Raw genomic sequence first — 17019 nt, 5'->3', positions numbered from 1 at the left:
TGTGGCTGCCAGTCAGGGTTCTCCGGCGCAATCATCCCGCAATTGCCCACAAGGCCTCTGCCATTGCCTGGATAGCATCGCTTTCCAGCGTATGATCTATCGGCAGCATGATGGTGCGTTCCCCAACGGCGTTTGCCCCTTCCAGCGCACCATCCTTGCGCGGCGCCATGGACGCTATTCCAAGCTCCTGACTCATATCCGGGCAGGACCCGCTCCCACAGGGAATATCCATGGCGATAAGGTCTGCAATAATGCTAGACCGGACTTCGTCAGGCGAAGCAATATGTGGTTTGAGAAGCAGGTAATATTTGTACCACGCGTGCTCCACGCTTTCGGGCACTGCCGGCGCATCAACCAGTGGATGATCCTTAAGCAGATCGGTTAGCAAAGCAGCGTTGCGGCGGCGTGTGCGCAACCAGTCAGGCAATTTGCGCAATTGGATGCGGCCGATGGCGGCCTGCATCTCTGTCATGCGCGCATTGGTACCGCAGCTATCATGGATAAAGCGGAACTGACCAGCCTTTCCCTTGCCGTCCGTCAGCAGGGCGCGGTTCTTGCCATGATCCTTCAGCGACCAGGCACGCTCGAAAACATCCTGGTTGCGCACCAGCAGCAATCCACCTTCGCCCCCTGTTGACATGATCTTGTCCGTACAGAAGGACATCGAACCAATATCGCCGAAAGAGCCTGCCATGCGACCATCGATCGTGGCGCCATGTGCCTGCGCGCAGTCTTCCACCAGAAACAGGCCGTGATCCTCGCAAAGCTTGGTCAGCCGCGCCATGTCGCAAGGCCAGCCAGCCAGATGCACGCAGATCACCGCACGAACCTTCGGGCCTATCAATTGCTCGACAGAAGCGGGATCGATATTCTGGCTGACAGCATCGATATCGGCAAAGACAGGTGTTGCCCCGACCGCCAATACGCAGCTGACGGTGGCGAAGAAGCTTCTTGCAGGAACGATCACCTCGTCACCAGCGCCGATGCCGAGTGCACGCAGCCCTATTTCAAGCGTGACAGTGCCATTGGCCATGCAAATGCCGTGCTGTGCACCTGTAAATTCGGCAAATTCCTGTGCGAATGCTGCCGTTTCAATCCCGTGGACCAGCCCATTGACCTTGCCCGATGCAAGCACCCTTGTAACCGCATCTATTTCATCCTGCTCGTGACGGGGCCATTTGCTCGCCACGGGGATCAGGGGTTCCTGCAACTGGGCCTTATCTGGTTGCATCAATAGAGCCCCTTCAGTGATGGAGTTGGTCTTGCGGGATACTGGGAGTAAGGTTCAGTATCAACGCCAATATACCAGCCTTGTCATCCCCTGCCGGATAGCGGGCGATGGAATGGGAGAGATGCTTTACATCTTCGTCCTCACCTTCGGCTGCCAGATCATTGAGCCGATCGATCGCCATGGATATCAGTGGCAATGGAATAGGACGAGACCGCGCTTCAAAAATGCCGGAGATTTCGGACGGGAGCCGTTCCTCGCATCCATCAAAAAGCTCTTCATAAAGTTTTTCCCCGGGACGCAGGCCGACAAATTCAATCGGCACATCCACTTCCGGTTCGAGCCCGTACAGCGTGATCATGCGTCGTGCGAGATCAACGATCCTGACAGGATCGCCCATATCGAGAACGAAGATGGAACCGCGGCGCGTTTCCTGTTCCAACGCGGCAGAGCTGCTTTGCAATATCAGTTGCACCGCCTCACGCACGGTCATGAAATAGCGTTCGATGTCAGGGTGGGTGACGGTGAGTGGCCTACCTTCTTTCAACTGGCGCTCGAACAGCGGCACGATGGATCCGCTTGAGCCGAGGACATTACCGAACCGCACCGTCATGAAGCGCGGCGCATCGGGATCGTCCACGCCGCACAAATCCAGCGCCTGACTGTAAAGTTCGCCTACCCGCTTGGTCGCGCCCATCGCACCGATGGGGTTGACTGCTTTGTCGGAAGAAACCTGTACCATCGCCTTGGCGGAATATTCGCAGACTGCGTCGGCAATATTACGTGTGCCGATGATATTGGTCATCGCCCCTGCACAGGCATTACCCTCCACAATGGGCACATGCTTAAGTGCAGCTGCGTGATAGACCATGGACGGACTATGCTTACTGAACAGTCTATTCACGCTGGCCTTGTCACGCACATCCACGATTTCTGGCGCGATATCGAGATCAGGGAAGCTTTCGCGCAGCTTTGCTTCAATCGTGTAGAGATTGAACTCGCTATTATCGACGAGCACCAGCTTTGCTGGCTCTACTCCGGCGATCTGCCAGCACAGCTCCGATCCAATCGTTCCGCCAGCCCCTGTCACCAGCGCCACGCTGCCGGCTACCTGGCGCAAGACAGCCTGGCTATCGAGGTCACACTCGCTTCTGCCCAGTAATGCCTCGACCGGGACCTTCTTATGCTCGCGATGGGAGGAATGTTGCAGCAATTGGGCCAGGGGATCGTGCACACGTGAAACTTCAAGGCCAAGTTCGCGCCCCATATGGATGATCTGCGTAATATCGCGATTACCCAGATAGGTACCGTCATCGCATACCACTACATGTTCGATAGTAATGCCCTGTCGGCTGAGCAGGTCGACAGCCTGGGCAAGGTCATGCTGGCTACCCAGCACGGGCACGTTGTTGATGGAACGCAAAGTATGGTCACGCTGGGGCAGAAGCACGCCGGCGATCCTGACCAATGACGTTTCCTGCGTATTTGCCATATCGATGGATACCCGCGCCCATTGCGAAGATGCAATCACGATGGCAGTGCGAACAGGTCCGGCCAGCGATCTGCCAGTGCCATGCACCTGACGCCTGTCGCGCCATTCACAATATGCACGCCGCGCCATGCGCATGCCGAGCAGGCTCACGGTGGCAAGCGCCCAATGCACTATCGTCACGGGAATGAGTTCGCTGCCCATCGCGCGCAGGGCAGGAAGGAACAAGGTGACTGCCCAGGCAAGCGCCAGAGAAGCAAGAACGACCGCACCCAGATAGACTGAATGGGAGAAGTTCACGAAGCGCCAGCTTCTCGAATACAGTCCCGATAAGACAAAGCAGGCAGATGCTATTGCCGCAAATCCGATCACGAAGCCGGCTGTCGAAAGAAAGTCCCCAAATGGAAAACCCTGCTTCAACAAAAAGGCCACGCAAAGGGTCAGCGCAACCGCGGTAAAGTCCATCAGGAAAACCGCAGCAAGACGGATCAGCTGACGAAAGGTGAAAGACCTTTCGGGCAGGTCGCGGGCATGGCTTTCCATGCCGGGATCCGTATTGTCATTATGCGCCTCTCCCCCGCTTCCGGCAGGGTCTGGACTAAAGCTGTGTGCAGATTCATTCATCTCCGTCCGATCATGGGCAATTACAAAACAAGATCGCATGCCCCCGATACCGATATGGCAGCAGCAGCCAGTGCGAAGCCGTAGATTATGAGCACCGCCGTCGCCATGCACCTGTGCAAGCAGACACTAGCCAGATTAGTGAGACTCCAGCTGCCGACAGCAGTGGACAATCCAGAATCGACAATTCCTTGCGAAAATACGCCGCAATGACTTCCAATTTTCACCATGCGAAACATTCGCATCTCTTTAGGGTGATAACCCTCTGCAGCGGTTGCTGATGGCGGAGGCTGCGTCCATCCTTGCGGCTAATGACAAAAAATGTGCAATGGACCGGAAAGTTGGACAATCCGCTTGGCAAATGCGCTTTCAGAGTCTTGCAGGAGAGCGTTTGAATGAAGATCCTCGTCCTCTCCAGTCTCGCCTATTCGCTCACAAATTTCCGCGGGGACTTGTTGCAGGCCATGCTTGGCGCTGGCCATCAGGTCACTGCCTGCGCGCCTGACCGCGATAGTGTGACCGAGCAGCGGCTGAAAAGTTGGGGCGCCTCTTTTGCACATACGCCGATGAGCAGGACGGGAACCTCGCCTTTCGCAGATCTGAAGCTATTGGCAGATTATGTGCGCTTGATGCGCCAGGAGAAGCCGGACATAGTTCTCGCCTATACGCAAAAGCCGATCATCTATGGTGGGCTTGCAGCGCGTATTGCGGGCGGTCGCCCATTTTACGCATTGATGTCCGGCCTGGGCCATGTCTTCAGCCCGCAGTCCACCTTCCCCGCGCCGCTTCGCCGGGTGATTTCCGTTCTATACAGAGAGGCATTGCGGCGGGCACACGCGACATTTGTCTTTAACGCGGATGATCGCGCGGACATGATCCGGTTCGGCATTGTGACCGAAAAGCAGAATGTGATGCAGGTGCCCGGATCAGGCGTTTCGCTCGATCGCTATGCCAATACCACGCCGCCAACCGAAAAGCTGAATTTCCTGCTGATTGGCCGGCTAATGAAGAACAAGGGCATCATGGAGTTTCTCGAGGCGTCGCGGATGGTACGCGCACAGGGGGGGGATTGCAGCTTTACCATTGTGGGTCGTTGCGAAAACGAAAATCCCGAAGGTCTGGACGAGGCAAGCTGCGAAAAACTGTTTGGCGAAGATGATGTCGAATTTGTGCCGGGGACAGATGATGTGCGGCCCTATCTGCGCAAATGCTCTGTCTTCGTGCTGCCATCCTTCTACCGAGAAGGTCTGCCTCGCACGATATTGGAGGCACTTTCGAGCGGTCGCGCGGTCATCACTACGGATTTGCCCGGTTGCCGCGACCCTATCGAAGAAGGCGAAAACGGCTTTCTTGTCGCGCCAATGGATGCAGCCGATCTGGCCGGGGCGATGATGCGTTTTGTAAACCAGCCGGAACTGGTAATTTCGATGGGTAACGCCGCGCGCGCAATTGCCGAAACGCGCTATGACGTGCGTCTCGTCAATCGCATCCTGCTCACTGAAATGGGCTTGATTGATCGCGTGCAGAAACGCTCTGCATCGTCAATCGTCCCTGATGCACCCCCCACCATGTCTGTGGTCGGCAAGAACAAGGAAGTGGGACCATCACTTTGAAGTGTATCCTGCTTGGCGCCGTAGGCAGCACAGAATTGGCCGCGCGGCGTATAGCAGCCGCGCAAGGCTGGTCGCTTGAACTGGTGGTGACGCTCCCGCCCGAAGCATCGGGGAGGCATTCCGATTTTGTAGATCTTGACCATGTCGCGCAAGAAGCAGGCGCGCAGATTTTGCATACGAAGAATGCCAATGCTCCTGATTGTCTTGCTGCGATGAGGGACGTGGATGCCGATTTCATATTCGTGATCGGCTGGTCGCAAATCTGCGGGCCTGAATTCATGCAGCTCACGCCAGACCGGATCATCGGCTACCATCCGGCCGCATTGCCAAGATTGCGCGGCAGGGCGCCGCTTGCATGGACCATTCTACTCGATGAAAAGATTACCGCCGGATCGCTGTTCTGGCTGGGCAAGGGTGCTGATGATGGCGATTTGATAGATCAGCATTATTTCCATGTCGCAAGTGATGAAACCGCACGTACGCTTTATGATGGGCACCAGATGGCGCTCCACATCATGCTCGACAGGACCCTGGCGAAGCTGGCCTCGGGGTATCTTCCGCGCCAACCGCAGGATGAACGCTATGCCACATGGGCGACAAAGCGCACCGCTGCGGACGGTCTTATCGACTGGCACCGCCCAGCCGCCGATATAGAGAGGCTGGTTCGTGCCGTGGGTGAACCCTATCCCGGCGCTTTCAGCTATTCCGGCAAGGACAAGGTGACTATCTGGAAGGCCAGCCTGATAGATGGCGAAAAATTGTATCATGCTGGCACCGGCCAGATTGTTCTGCATCACGACAGCGGTTTCGTGGTCAAGACCGCGGATCACCTCTTGAAGGTGGATAGTTGGGAGAGCGAGTCGGGCAAGAAGCCGCCGCTCCATTCATATTTGCGGGACATTCCTTGAATGAAGACTCTGGGCCATTTCGGTAAAGTTCTGGCAATCGCGCCCCATCCCGATGACGAAGTTCTGGGCTGCGGCGGTACGCTGGCACGGCTGGTGGATGAAGGTGCGGATGTCACGATTGCCATCGCCACCAAAGGCAACCCGCCCGCTTTTCTGGCCGAGCAGGTCGAGCGAGTGATGCAGGAAACGCAGAAGGCCCATCACATATTGGGTGTGCGGGACACGCGGCAGATGGGGCTTCCGGCAGCCGCGCTTGACACTTTGCCAGCGGCGCAGACCAATTCGGCATTTGCCGAGCTGATCGGCGACATCGCCCCGGATACGCTGCTGCTGCCCTTTATCGGGGATATTCACCTCGACCATCAAATTGTTTTTCTCGCCGCAATGGTGGCAGCGCGCCCGCGTAATAATGACGCTCCCTGCCAGATTCTGGCTTATGAGACACTTTCCGAGACAAATTGGTTTGCCGCACCGACCACTCCAGCTTTTGTGCCCAATGTATTCGTGGACATCTCTGCGACACTGGGTCGCAAGCTTGATGCCTTCGCTGCTTTTGAAAGCCAGGTCAGGCCATTCCCGGAAGAACGTTCGATTGAAGCCTTGAAAGCACTCGCAACCTTGCGGGGGTCAGCGGTTCATGCGCGCGCAGCAGAGGCTTTCATGCTGGTGCGCCAGATCGTTCGCAGCGCGTAATCGACTCAGTGCTGCCCGGAGCTTCAAAAAGCGATTCGTTTTGGTGGCATTTGTCGCAAATTTACAAGTATGATCAGATCTTTACGCGAATCAACCTTGCTTCCTGGACTTGTGGCAGATCAAAAGTATCACTTTGTTGGAACGATAACCCACCGGAATTCCTAAATATTTTATAAAACTGAGTGGTTACCTCGACTTTATGGCTATTTTGGGCTATCTATGGTGCAACGCAACATGAAACATCAGGTTGATGTTGCTCGTCTTCTCCGACGCAGGGAAAACGAAAACAGGGGTCGCATTCTAATCACCTAACAGTTTGTTTGGGGGCAAAAAATGCGCGAATTGATGGAAAGGCCCACAGAGGTCTTGCTTAAACTTTCTCTTATCTGTTCCAATATGCTGGCTCGGGAAGGGCTGAAAAGAATTCTCATGGACGAGGGCATCAAGGTAGATGCCTGCGAGAATGTTCAGGACCTTGTCGAAAACGCGCAGGCCCCTGATCTGGTAGTCGTCGACATCGACGATTCCGATCATGACTGCCAAAGCATTTCGGAGCTGGTGGGTGCCATTCCGGGTTGTAAAGTGGTGGTCCTTGCCGCCAAATTCGATCTGGATTTCATGGTGAGTGCTTTTCACTGCGGTGTCGACGGCTTCATCCTCAAGGAAATCGGCTGCCATTCACTGGTCGGATCGCTTCACCTTGTCGCGATGGGCGAGAAGGTCCTGCCCAGTCAACTTGTCGATTACCTCCCACGCTTTGTGGGCAACACGGCGCTGGCACCTGTCACGCGATCCGTTCTTGCAGATTCGCTGTCGGAGCGTGAGAAAGAGACATTGCGGTGTCTGGTGCAGGGCTGTGCCAACAAGGTCATCGCCCGCCGGATGGAAATCAGCGAGGCGACGGTCAAGGTCCACGTCAAGGCAACCTTGCGCAAGCTTTCGGTGAAGAACCGCACGCAGGCGGCAATCTGGGCAGTGAATAACGGCATCGTCCCAAGCCACATGGCACAGGCAGACACAGAGCAGCCAGCGATTCCGCTGACCGCTGAGGTAGAGCCGCAGGTGGCGCTCGCCTGATCTGAATAAACGCCGGACTGTCGAGAACGCTCACCGATCAAGGTAGACGACCGCGGCAGCGTTCAAACAAGGCAGTTCTGATTCGTCACTGACGCACCTCTGGTGCCACTCAGTGCCGGATCAGATCCCGGCCAATGGGGAAAAACCGACACTTTGACGAAGGCTCGGCACGGTCCGTCGGGAACTCGGCTTTATTCAGCGCAATTGCGGCCTTTACGAATAGACTTGGAAGCAAGCGCGAGGCAGCAACGCCAGCAATTGTACTTCAAGAGTTCGATGGCCGTGGCGCTGCGGCAAGGCGTGTTCCCGTTTTTGCAGGTAGATTGATCCGATGAAATTCCGGTTGTGCCGCTCTGTTCCCATCGTCACCGCATTAGCATTGCTGACCGGTTGCGGAGGGTCTTCAAGCAGCCCTGCACCGGCACCTTCTGCCACTTCACCAACGCCAACACCCACGCCATCGCCCACATCATCGCCTACACCCACGCCGACCCCATCGGCCGGCGTGGCTGGCGCCTTTGCCAATCCTGACAATGGCGGTATTCCTGATCGGGTCAAGCATCCCATAGCTTTCCCGACCGCGATCGGGTTTGGCAGATCGGCCAGTGTCCGTTCCGCCAATGCCGTGGTTTACAAGATCAACTCATTAGAGGATTCTGCCAATCCTGGTGATGGCAAAATCACTTATCGCGAATGTGCACAGGCGTTGTCGGTTACTTCGCCTTATTCGATACCGGCGGGGCGGCCACGATATTGCCTGTTTGAAGTATCCGGCGCGATCATTCTGCAATCGCCTGCCCAAATAAAAACCCCCCAGATCTATATCGCCGGCCAATCTTCACCGGGCGGCATAGAATTCCGCCTTGGTTCAAATTACAATCCGGTCGATGCGCTGATCGACACTCGCACCGGCGGGGATCACATGATTTTGCGCCATGTCCGCGCGAGGCTGGGTGAACATCCCGGGCGCACTTCAATAAATGGCGATCCCATACGCATCAACAATTCCAGCCATCAGATTATTGATCACGTATCCTCAATGTTTGGCACTGACGAAAGCCTCGAACTGGCAGCATGCACCAATTGCACCGTGCAATGGTCCATCATCGGGCCGAATATCTGCCGCAATGCCGGTCACACCTCTGCACTGCACTGCAAGACCTTTTTCCTCAAACCTGCCGGCAATGTGACCATCGCCTATAATCTCAGCCAGCACGGTGTGGAGCGGGGGTTGAATCTCGCGGTAGGAACCAACCCTGAGAGGGCTGGCGTTGCAATGCAGGCCGACATTTTCAACAATGTGGTCTATCACATCACCGACGAAGGCGCGCTGCTGTCGGACCAGTTTGGCAGCCCATTCGTCAATTACATCAGCAATGTCTATTTCCGCGGACCGCAATACACCCCGACGGTCAATAATTACTTCCCCGCCCTATACGCCAGGGGCGGCAGCTATGCGCGCGGATTTAATGTTTACATGAAGGACAATGTCACTCCGCGAACGCGCGTTTCTGGCCAGTTCGGCCAGAATACGACGGATCCGTTCCGCAATGCAGTGGGCATCTTTAGCAATTCGCCAGGCACCGCTTGCGGCGTGACGGCGAGTGGGGCACAAAATTGCTCTGTCAGCGGAGTAAATGTCGCCCAGAACCGCAGCCCGGCGATCGCCCCGGGCGTGAACGGTCTGCAATATGAATCCTGGATGATTTCAACGCCGATGCAGGCAATGCGCAACGTGCTGGGATTTGCGGGGGCGGAGCGGTGCCGCGATGGATCGTGCCGCGACAATGTCGATGAAATGTACATAGAGGATGTGCGCAGCTGCGATCGGGCACCTTATCTTTTTGAAAGTGCATGGACTTCCACAGTCGCCGCGTCTGGCGGGTTTGCGCGGTTAAGTTCGACAGGCAGGGCAAAGGTCGATGCCGATAATGACGGCATGCCTGATGATTGGGAAAATCAATTCCAGAACACCGATGCCAATGTATGGGATGCCAATGCAGATGCCGATGGTGACGGCTATCCCAATATCGAGGAATATCTCAATCACCTCGCCCGTGATGATGAGCGATATGTCGACATTTACAACGCCGGGTCAGGATCGCTCCCTGCCTATAATTGCGGACGCCCGATGTTCTGATTTTGCGCTGCTGTGCAGTGAGGGCCGAATACGACATTCGTCATTGCGCTTAGCGCTCCGTTGCTGCCTCCCGAGCTCATACTGGCGCTATTCGCGCCGCTTTATCGGATGATGACGCAGGCGTCGTTTACCCAAGCTCGGTGAAATAGGCGGAGAAGTCCCGCCCGCCATTGCCCGCCTCTGCGAACTTTTCATAAATCGCGGCAGCCTTTTCGCCCATGACCACATCGGCACCCGCGCTATCGGCGGCTTCCAGAGCTAGGCGCAGGTCCTTGAGCATCAATGCGGTGGCAAAGCCGCCCTCGTAATCATTATCCGCTGGAGATTGCGGCCCCACGCCGGGCACAGGACAATAGGATGTCATCGACCAGCACTGTCCTGAACTCACCGAACTGATGTCATAAAAGGTCTGGGGATCAAGGCCGAGTTTTTGTGCCATGGAGAATGCTTCACAAGTCCCGATCATCTGGATGGCGAGCAGCATGTTATTGCAAATCTTGGCCGCCTGGCCATTCCCTGCCCCACCTGCGTGAATGACAGCCTTGCTCATCGCTTCGAGCACGGGTTCAGCCCTTTTGAAGCCCTCCTCCGTTCCGCCAACCATAAAGGTAAGCGTGCCGCCATTTGCGGCGGCAATCCCGCCGGAAACGGGCGCATCGACCATCTCGTAACCTCGCGCCTTTGCCGCTGCACTGATCTCGCGCGCGCTAGCCACGTCGATTGTCGAACAATCGAGCAGGATCGCCCCTGCCGGAGCGGCACCGAACACATCATTGGAGTAAGCCGCTTTGACGATTTCGCCATTGGGCAACATCGAAACGATAGCGTCGACACCGTCGCACGCCTCGCGGGCAGAGGTGAAGGCAACACAGCCATTGTCGCTGCTCGCCGCGAGAGCATCTTCGCTCAGGTCGAAAGCGCGCACTTCGTGCCCCGCCTTGACCAGATTTGCTGCCATTCCGCCGCCCATATTGCCAAGGCCGATAAATGCGATTTTCATAGCTGTCCTCTCAAATTCCGTCTTCCGGTTTCAACTGCATAAAGCGGTCAATCGCCTTGCGTCTCAGCCAATGGCTTCCATTCCTCATCATCAGGAAGTGGCGCGAAAATGCTGTCGAGCAGTTCATCCGTCACCCCTTCGGACGTAGCTGGGTTCCATTGCGGGTCGCCAGTTTTCTCGACAATCGCGGCACGCACATCCTCGGCAAAGTCCGGAAGTGTGAGCACGCGGCTCGCAATGCGATATTCCATCGCCATATTCTCGGCAAAATCGTCAAGCGTGGCAGAATTTGCCAGTTGGCGCAGGGCGACCTTGCATGTTTGCGGGCTCTTGCTCTCCAAAGTCGCAAGCTGCGCAAATGCCCAGTCGCTCCCATCCTGTTGGAGGCTGGCGAGAATGTCCTCATAACGGTCAGACGCGAAGTGGCGGCCGATATAATCGGCATGAGCCGCGATGCGCGCTTCTGGAGGAGTCGTAGAAAGCTCTGCAAGAATACTGGCGACACGATCAGGATGTTGGGCAATGCGCTGTTTGGCAATGGCAAGCCGGTCTGCCGCCATATAATGCGTGGCCAGACCCGCCCAAACACATTCGGAACCATCCAGCCTTGCACCTGTCACGGCCAGATATTGCCCCAGCCGGTTTTCCAATCTGGAAAGGTACCAGCCGCCGCCCACGTCGGGAAACAGGCCTATCCCCGTTTCGGGCATGGCAAAGCGCGTGGCCTGGGTCGCAACACGGTATCGCACTGGCTGACTGATCCCTACCCCGCCACCCATGGTAATACCGTCCATGAAAGCGATGATCGGCTTGGGATAGGTAAAGATCTGGTGGTTGAGTTGATACTCGTCATGGAAGAATTGCCGGCCGCTGATGCCGCCATCGTTCAATGCCGAATTTCGTAGCAGGTTGATGTCGCCGCCAGCACAAAAACCGCGCCCGTCATAATGGTCGATTATCACCGCACCGATGGCATCGTCTTCGCGCCAGCGCGTCAGAGCAGCGCTCATGTCATGGCACATATCCAGCGTCAGTGCATGGAGAGCCTTGGGACGGTCGAGCGAGAGGCGCCCTGTGCGCCCCTGCTCCCGAATATGCAGATCGTCTTCGGGGGTCGTCATCATCGCTATCCTCAAACCCGCAACAATTTGGCCGGAAGTATCGCGTTTACCCCATCGTGGGAATGAGGAAGGCATTGGAACCATCGCCGCCGCCATCGGGCCAGCGCTGGGTGACCTTCTTGGCCTTGGTCCAGAATTTGAGGCCTTCCATGCCATACTGATCGGCATCGCCAAAACCGGAGCGCTTCCACCCGCCAAAGCTGTGGTAGGCGACCGGCACAGGGATCGGCACATTGATGCCAACCATGCCAGCATTCACCCGATGCGCAAATTCGCGTGCAGCGTGGCCATTGCGGGTGAAGATGGCGACGCCATTGCCATATTGATGATCTGAAGGCAGTCGCAATGCGTCCTCGAAATCCTTTGCCCGCACGATCTGCAGGACCGGTCCGAATATCTCTTCCTTGTAGCTTTCCATTTCGGGCGTGACATGGTCAATCAGCGTCGGCCCGACGAAGAAGCCCTTCTCGTGGCCCTGCAGGCTGAAGCCGCGCCCATCGATCACGATCTCGCCGCCTTCGGCCTCTGCTGTGTCAATCCACTGTTCCACCCGCGCCTTGTGTTCAGGCGTCACCACCGGGCCGTAATGCGCCTCCGGATCATTGGAGACACCCACGCGCAGGGCGTTGATCGCGGGGATCAGCTTGGCCTTCAGCCGTTCTGCGGTATCCTCGCCCACTGGCACCACCACAGGCAGCGCCATGCAGCGTTCACCCGCCGAGCCGAAAGCCGCGCCAGCCAGATCGTTCACTACTTGATCGAGATCGGCGTCGGGCATGACGATGCCATGGTTCTTGGCCCCGCCCATTGCCTGCACGCGCTTGCCTGCAGCAACGCCGCGATTGTAAACGTAATGCGCAATATCGCTTGATCCGACAAAGCTGACGGCGCTGATATCGGGATGGTCGAGTATCGCATCGACCATTTCCTTGTCGCCATGAACCACCTGCAACAGTCCCTCTGGCGCGCCCGCCTCAAGAAACAGCTCAGCCAGACGCACTGGCACGGACGGATCGCGTTCGGATGGCTTCAGGATAAAGGCATTGCCCGCCGCGATTGCCATGCCAAACATCCACATGGGGATCATGGCAGGAAAGTTGAACGGAGTGATGCCCGCTCCGATGCCCAACGGCTGACGCATCGAATAGACATCGATGCCCGGCCCCGCACTATTGGAATATTCACCCTTCATCGCCTGCGGAATGCCGCAGGCATATTCGATCACCTCCAGACCGCGCTGCACATCGCCCTTGGCATCATCTACCACCTTGCCATGTTCGGATGCCAGCAATTCTGCCAGCTCCTGCATATTGTCTTCGAGCAATTGCTTGAACTTGAACATCACCCTTGCACGGCGCTGCGGATTGGTCGCCGCCCATTCGGGCTGGACCTTCTTTGCATTGGCTATCGCGCGATCAAGCAACGCTGCATCGCCCAGCGACACCTCTGCCTGGATTTCGCCCGTCGATGGGTTCCAGATCTTATGCGTGCGCCCTGTCCCGGCTGAACCTGCTTCGCCTGAAATGAAGTGATCGATCTGTCGCATGGCCCTGGGCTCCTCTGATTTCTCTTTCGTCCTCAGTGGCATCTGATAAAATTGCAGACAAGGCGCAATATTGCAGATAGCACCTGCAATTATGCAGGAAATGAACTGGAACGATATCCGCGTCTTCCACGCCGTTGCGCGCGCAGGCCAGATCAGCCGCGCTGCTGCCATCCTCAAGGTTGATCCGACCACGCTCGGGCGCAGGCTGCGGCGGCTTGAACGCCATCTGGAAGTCACCTTGTTTGAGCGCACGCGCGAAGGCCAGACGCTTACCGAAGCTGGTGAGATGCTGATGCTGAAGGCAGAAGCCATGGCAGAGGCAGCGCGCCATATCGATGAAGTACCCAGTCTCAAATCCGGTCTTACCGGCAGTTTGCGCATCAGCGTTTCGGAAGGTTTCGGAAGCCAGTTTCTGACGCCCTATGTCGAAGAGTTTGCCCGCGACCATCCTAATCTCGTAATTGAACTTGTCGCCAATAGCGGCTTTCTCAGCCCGTCACGGCGCGAAGCGGATATTGCAGTCATGCTGTCGCGGCCAAAGGCTGGCCCTGTCCTGTGCAGCAAGCTCGCCGATTATCAGCTGATGCTCTACGCAAGTTCAGATTACCTTGCCCGCAATGGCAAACCATCATCACCCGCCGAACTGGCGACGAAGCACACATTGATCAGCTATGTGCCAGATCTGCTTTATGCGCCCGAACTCAATTATCTTGATGATTTCCATTCCGGCCTCGCCGCGCAGATCCGGTCATCCAGCATCAACGCCCAGCACCGACTGATTGCGGAGGGTGCAGGCATTGGCGTGCTGCCACGATTCATCGCCCGTCAGACAGATGAATTGCAATCTGTCTGTCCCGATTATGCAATCACGCGCAGCTTCTGGCTGGTTACTCATCGCGATACACAGAACCTTGCCCGCGTACGCGCCGGGATGGAATGGCTGGCAGATTGCGTCAAAGCCGGGCGCGGACGTCTTAAAGGAGCGGAATAGGGCATCCTGCCCTTGTGCTGCATGCCACGCAGACCCAACGTCAAATAAGTTTTTGCGAGGGGTTCGCAACAAGCTTGAAATTCTGTAATACGGGTTTCCAACATCCCTAGACAAGAAGGTTTTCAATATGCGCAAGATTGCATTTGCAGCGGCAATGGCCGGCTCGGCTCTCGTTTTGGCCGGTTGTTCCGATGCCAGCGACGACACGGCGACTCCGGCAGCAGAAGATGTAGCTGGATCTGACGATGCTGCAGAAGATGTCATGCAGGACACAGCGGACAGCGGCGCCGTAGTGGATGCAAACACTGCCACTGCCGAGCAGTTGGCCGGCACTGAAGGCGTCTCACCCGAACTGGCCGAAGCTATCGTATCCGGTCAGCCCTATGACAATGTGACAGCGCTCAACGCCACATTGCTTGAAACCCTGTCGCAGGAAGAAGCAGCCGCCGTCCTCGTCAACGTGTTTGTGCCCGTCAATCTGAACGATGCCAGCAGCGAAGAAATTGCGCTGATCCCCGGCATGACAGATCGCATGATCCATGAATTCGAGGAGTATCGCCCCTATGCGGATATGAACCAGTTCAACCGCGAAATCGGCAAATATGTCGATGAGGAAGAGGTTGCACGCTTCCGCAATTACGTCACTCTCTGACGCCACTGCAGCCAGACCCGCACAAGCTCGATCGCGGTGATGATCGCAATATGGATATAGGCCGTAGCCGGATCGAAGGCCGCAAGGACCCAGTGCAAGAAGGTCAGGATTGCGGCCGGATAAACCAGCCGGTGCAGTCTTTTCCAAGTTCGTTTCAACGCGCGGGTCGCCATATCATTTGATGTTGCTGCAAGCGGCACGAACAAGGCAAAAGCAAGCCATCCGGCAAGCATGTCCGGAGAGCTTACCTCAGCAAAGACTGCAGCGATGCCAGCCTTGTTGACAATATAGATTACGGTGTGGCCAGCCGCGTAGGCAAAGCTGGCCACACCGATATCGCGCCTGCGCCGCATAAGCCATGTCGAAAAGCTGCGGCGCCTGAACATGAGGCGGATTGGCGTCACCGCAAGCGTGAGCATCAGCAGCCACGCGGCCCAATCTCCGCTATCGCCGATAGCGTGCCCATAGCCATATTTCTCCGGCACCGACATCCAGCGGTAGAGAATCCATAGCCCGGGTATAGCCAGAACCAGCCAGAGCAGTGGCCGCGAAGCCGATATGGTTTTCATGCACACCCCGGATATAGCAGAGGGAGGACGCTAATGCGTTGTTCCGCGCTGCGCCAGTGCAGGTGCGGGGGACGTTCAAGATTTTCCACCCCCGGCTGCGTGTCTATCGTGAGAGACCTTCTTCGCAGGGTCGATCGACAGGGAGTTCGCGAGTTACTGACATTTCCCGCCGGCCATCGCTTGATCATAAGAGATAATTGCAGCTCACGGCAGAGCCTTCACCCTGCCTATCCAGCTCACCTAATCGATACTCTTCGTATCCGCACTCAGATCGAGAAAACTGTCGTCACGGGCCAGACAATAAAGGCTCAGGCCGGCATCGGTAGCCCGATCGACGGCCATTGTAGTAGGCAAGGATACTGTGACTAGCGACGTCCCCCCAGCTTTCACAACTTTCTCAACGATTTCATATGAACAGCGTGCTGTCGAGACGAAGAAACCGTCTGCCGGATCGAAGGATGCTACAGCCGCAGCGCCAACAAGCTTGTCGATTCCGTTGTGTCGCCCAACATCCTCCCGCATGACCAGAATTTGTCCGGAGGGGTCACAAAACGCCGCCCCGTGCGCAGCGTGTGTTCGCTTGTTCAACGTCTGGCGTTCTCGCAACGAAGCTATCCCTGCAAAGACCGCGTCTGGCCTTATCGGATCATGGGTGCTCACCTTGGGCAAAGCTTTTGCAAGAGCCTCAAGGTTTTCGATACCGCACAGGCCGCAGGAAGATTCCGCAACGCGCGTTCGGACCCGCTCGGATAGCTGCTCGACCCCTACACCTTCCAGAGATGTGCGGATGATGAAACCAAGCTCGACTTTTGCCACGGCAATACTGGTTAAGTCATGCGCACTAGCAGCAAGACCTTCAGTCAGCGCAAAACCACGCGCGAAATCTTCCAAATCGGTCGGGGTGGCCATCATCACGGCATAGGTCAGTCCGTTGAATTCCAGCGCAACCGGCACCTCGAGTACCCACTCGCGCGAAACCACGCTCCGTGATCCATCGCGACGGATTTCGAAGATATCAGCCAGCGTCTGTGGAGCCGGATTCGTCAACGTCATTGAACTCCGTCGCGTGAGATTGGGGTTTCGGTATTATACCTGCCGCTAATTGCTGAATCGCATCTCTGGCGATGGGAGAAAAACCGCTACCTTCGTTTTCGGCAAGCGCGAACGCCGTCACCTTCATTCGCGGATCCCAGAAGCTTTGTATGTGGTCTGCTGTCGCAGAGACCGCAGCGACAGAACCCCTTGATTCAAAGTTACGCGCAATCTGGTTCGCCATTCGCACAGTTGCATCACCAATCGCGCTCACCGTCCCTTTCCTCGGTAGGTCTGCGTGTTTGCAGCAGGCTGCTCATGCTGGAACTTGCGCAGCCG

The 17019-nt window shown here is 56.5% G+C and carries 16 protein-coding genes; 7 read left to right on the top strand and 9 right to left on the bottom strand.

Annotated elements, in window-relative coordinates; all coding sequences use genetic code 11:
- Positions 1-31: 31 nt before the first annotated feature.
- Complete coding sequence (locus CP97_RS06020; protein ID WP_048885197.1) at positions 32-1231, bottom strand: DegT/DnrJ/EryC1/StrS family aminotransferase; 1200 nt, start codon at positions 1229-1231, stop codon at positions 32-34.
- A 13-nt stretch (positions 1232-1244) separates the two neighbouring features.
- Positions 1245-3341: a polysaccharide biosynthesis protein gene (locus CP97_RS06015; protein ID WP_048885196.1), complete on the bottom strand. Its 2097-nt coding sequence runs from the start codon at positions 3339-3341 to the stop codon at positions 1245-1247.
- Between the two features lie 392 nt (positions 3342-3733).
- Here CP97_RS06015 and CP97_RS06010 point away from each other — a divergent pair, with 392 nt between their 5' ends.
- The 4 genes from CP97_RS06010 to CP97_RS05995 all read left to right on the top strand — a co-directional run bounded on the left by CP97_RS06010 (position 3734) and on the right by CP97_RS05995 (position 7629).
- Positions 3734-4951 carry a glycosyltransferase family 4 protein gene (locus CP97_RS06010; RefSeq protein ID WP_048885195.1) on the top strand — a complete coding sequence of 406 codons (1218 nt, stop codon included), beginning with the start codon at positions 3734-3736 and terminating at the stop codon, positions 4949-4951.
- Positions 4948-5859, top strand: a complete 912-nt coding sequence (locus CP97_RS06005) for a methionyl-tRNA formyltransferase (protein ID WP_063612374.1) — start codon at positions 4948-4950, stop codon at positions 5857-5859. Before CP97_RS06010 ends, CP97_RS06005 begins: the two co-directional genes overlap by 4 nt.
- Positions 5860-6552 carry a PIG-L deacetylase family protein gene (locus CP97_RS06000; protein WP_048885194.1) on the top strand — a complete coding sequence of 231 codons (693 nt, stop codon included), beginning with the start codon at positions 5860-5862 and terminating at the stop codon, positions 6550-6552.
- A 333-nt stretch (positions 6553-6885) separates the two neighbouring features.
- Positions 6886-7629, top strand: coding sequence for a LuxR C-terminal-related transcriptional regulator (locus tag CP97_RS05995; RefSeq protein ID WP_048885193.1), 744 nt, complete (start codon positions 6886-6888; stop codon positions 7627-7629).
- A 213-nt stretch (positions 7630-7842) separates the two neighbouring features.
- On the opposite strand, the gene CP97_RS05990 is transcribed toward CP97_RS05995, so the two are convergent.
- Positions 7843-8163, bottom strand: coding sequence for a hypothetical protein (locus CP97_RS05990; RefSeq protein WP_149036427.1), 321 nt, complete (start codon positions 8161-8163; stop codon positions 7843-7845).
- On the opposite strand from CP97_RS05990, the gene CP97_RS05985 reads away from it, so the two are divergent.
- Positions 8135-9769 (top strand): hypothetical protein, encoded by a 1635-nt coding sequence (locus tag CP97_RS05985; RefSeq protein WP_048885191.1) that lies wholly within the window; start codon positions 8135-8137, stop codon positions 9767-9769. The two genes, CP97_RS05990 and CP97_RS05985, sit on opposite strands and share 29 nt — an antisense overlap.
- 127 nt (positions 9770-9896) lie before the next feature.
- Here the strand turns inward: CP97_RS05985 and mmsB are convergent, their stop codons facing one another.
- The 3 genes from mmsB to CP97_RS05970 are packed head-to-tail and all read right to left on the bottom strand — an operon-like array spanning position 9897 to position 13436.
- Positions 9897-10769, bottom strand: a complete 873-nt coding sequence (gene mmsB, locus CP97_RS05980) for a 3-hydroxyisobutyrate dehydrogenase (protein WP_048885190.1) — start codon at positions 10767-10769, stop codon at positions 9897-9899.
- A 47-nt stretch (positions 10770-10816) separates the two neighbouring features.
- On the bottom strand, positions 10817-11893 hold the full coding sequence (locus CP97_RS05975; RefSeq protein ID WP_048885189.1) for an enoyl-CoA hydratase/isomerase family protein: 1077 nt from the start codon (positions 11891-11893) through the stop codon (positions 10817-10819).
- Positions 11894-11936: 43 nt separating this feature from the next.
- Complete coding sequence (locus CP97_RS05970) at positions 11937-13436, bottom strand: CoA-acylating methylmalonate-semialdehyde dehydrogenase (RefSeq protein ID WP_048886771.1); 1500 nt, start codon at positions 13434-13436, stop codon at positions 11937-11939.
- 70 nt (positions 13437-13506) lie between these two features.
- Between CP97_RS05970 and CP97_RS05965 the strand changes: the two genes are divergently transcribed.
- Positions 13507-14427, top strand: coding sequence for a LysR family transcriptional regulator (locus tag CP97_RS05965; protein WP_335622389.1), 921 nt, complete (start codon positions 13507-13509; stop codon positions 14425-14427).
- Positions 14428-14554: 127 nt separating this feature from the next.
- Entirely contained in the window at positions 14555-15079 is a 525-nt protein-coding gene (locus CP97_RS05960) for a ComEA family DNA-binding protein (protein ID WP_048885187.1), read from the top strand.
- Here CP97_RS05960 and CP97_RS05955 read toward each other — a convergent pair.
- The 3 genes from CP97_RS05955 to CP97_RS15910 all read right to left on the bottom strand — a co-directional run bounded on the left by CP97_RS05955 (position 15064) and on the right by CP97_RS15910 (position 16954).
- Complete coding sequence (locus tag CP97_RS05955; RefSeq protein ID WP_048885186.1) at positions 15064-15648, bottom strand: protein-methionine-sulfoxide reductase heme-binding subunit MsrQ; 585 nt, start codon at positions 15646-15648, stop codon at positions 15064-15066. The two genes, CP97_RS05960 and CP97_RS05955, sit on opposite strands and share 16 nt — an antisense overlap.
- Before the next feature lie 240 nt (positions 15649-15888).
- Positions 15889-16701, bottom strand: a complete 813-nt coding sequence (gene fdhD / locus CP97_RS05950; protein WP_053106555.1) for a formate dehydrogenase accessory sulfurtransferase FdhD — start codon at positions 16699-16701, stop codon at positions 15889-15891.
- Complete coding sequence (locus CP97_RS15910) at positions 16664-16954, bottom strand: formate dehydrogenase subunit delta (protein ID WP_227819698.1); 291 nt, start codon at positions 16952-16954, stop codon at positions 16664-16666. The genes fdhD and CP97_RS15910 overlap by 38 nt, the downstream gene beginning before the upstream one ends.
- Between the last annotated feature and the right edge of the window lie 65 nt (positions 16955-17019).

The organism is Aurantiacibacter atlanticus, assembly GCF_001077815.2.
Taxonomy (GTDB): Bacteria; Pseudomonadota; Alphaproteobacteria; order Sphingomonadales; family Sphingomonadaceae; genus Alteraurantiacibacter; species Alteraurantiacibacter atlanticus.
This window is presented reverse-complemented; position numbering and strand designations above follow the sequence as displayed.

Excerpts from the sequence above, each read along its gene's own strand:
- CP97_RS06020 (WP_048885197.1), bottom strand. The coding sequence starts at position 1,231 with ATGCAACCAGATAAGGCCCAGTTGCAGGAACCCCTGATCCCCGTGGCG.
- CP97_RS06015 (WP_048885196.1), bottom strand. The coding sequence starts at position 3,341 with ATGAATGAATCTGCACACAGCTTTAGTCCAGACCCTGCCGGAAGCGGG.
- CP97_RS06010 (WP_048885195.1), top strand. The coding sequence starts at position 3,734 with ATGAAGATCCTCGTCCTCTCCAGTCTCGCCTATTCGCTCACAAATTTC.
- CP97_RS06000 (WP_048885194.1), top strand. The coding sequence starts at position 5,860 with ATGAAGACTCTGGGCCATTTCGGTAAAGTTCTGGCAATCGCGCCCCAT.
- CP97_RS05995 (WP_048885193.1), top strand. The coding sequence starts at position 6,886 with ATGCGCGAATTGATGGAAAGGCCCACAGAGGTCTTGCTTAAACTTTCT.
- mmsB (WP_048885190.1), bottom strand. The coding sequence starts at position 10,769 with ATGAAAATCGCATTTATCGGCCTTGGCAATATGGGCGGCGGAATGGCA.
- CP97_RS05975 (WP_048885189.1), bottom strand. The coding sequence starts at position 11,893 with ATGATGACGACCCCCGAAGACGATCTGCATATTCGGGAGCAGGGGCGC.
- CP97_RS05970 (WP_048886771.1), bottom strand. The coding sequence starts at position 13,436 with ATGCGACAGATCGATCACTTCATTTCAGGCGAAGCAGGTTCAGCCGGG.
- CP97_RS05960 (WP_048885187.1), top strand. The coding sequence starts at position 14,555 with ATGCGCAAGATTGCATTTGCAGCGGCAATGGCCGGCTCGGCTCTCGTT.
- CP97_RS05955 (WP_048885186.1), bottom strand. The coding sequence starts at position 15,648 with ATGAAAACCATATCGGCTTCGCGGCCACTGCTCTGGCTGGTTCTGGCT.
- fdhD (WP_053106555.1), bottom strand. The coding sequence starts at position 16,701 with ATGACGTTGACGAATCCGGCTCCACAGACGCTGGCTGATATCTTCGAA.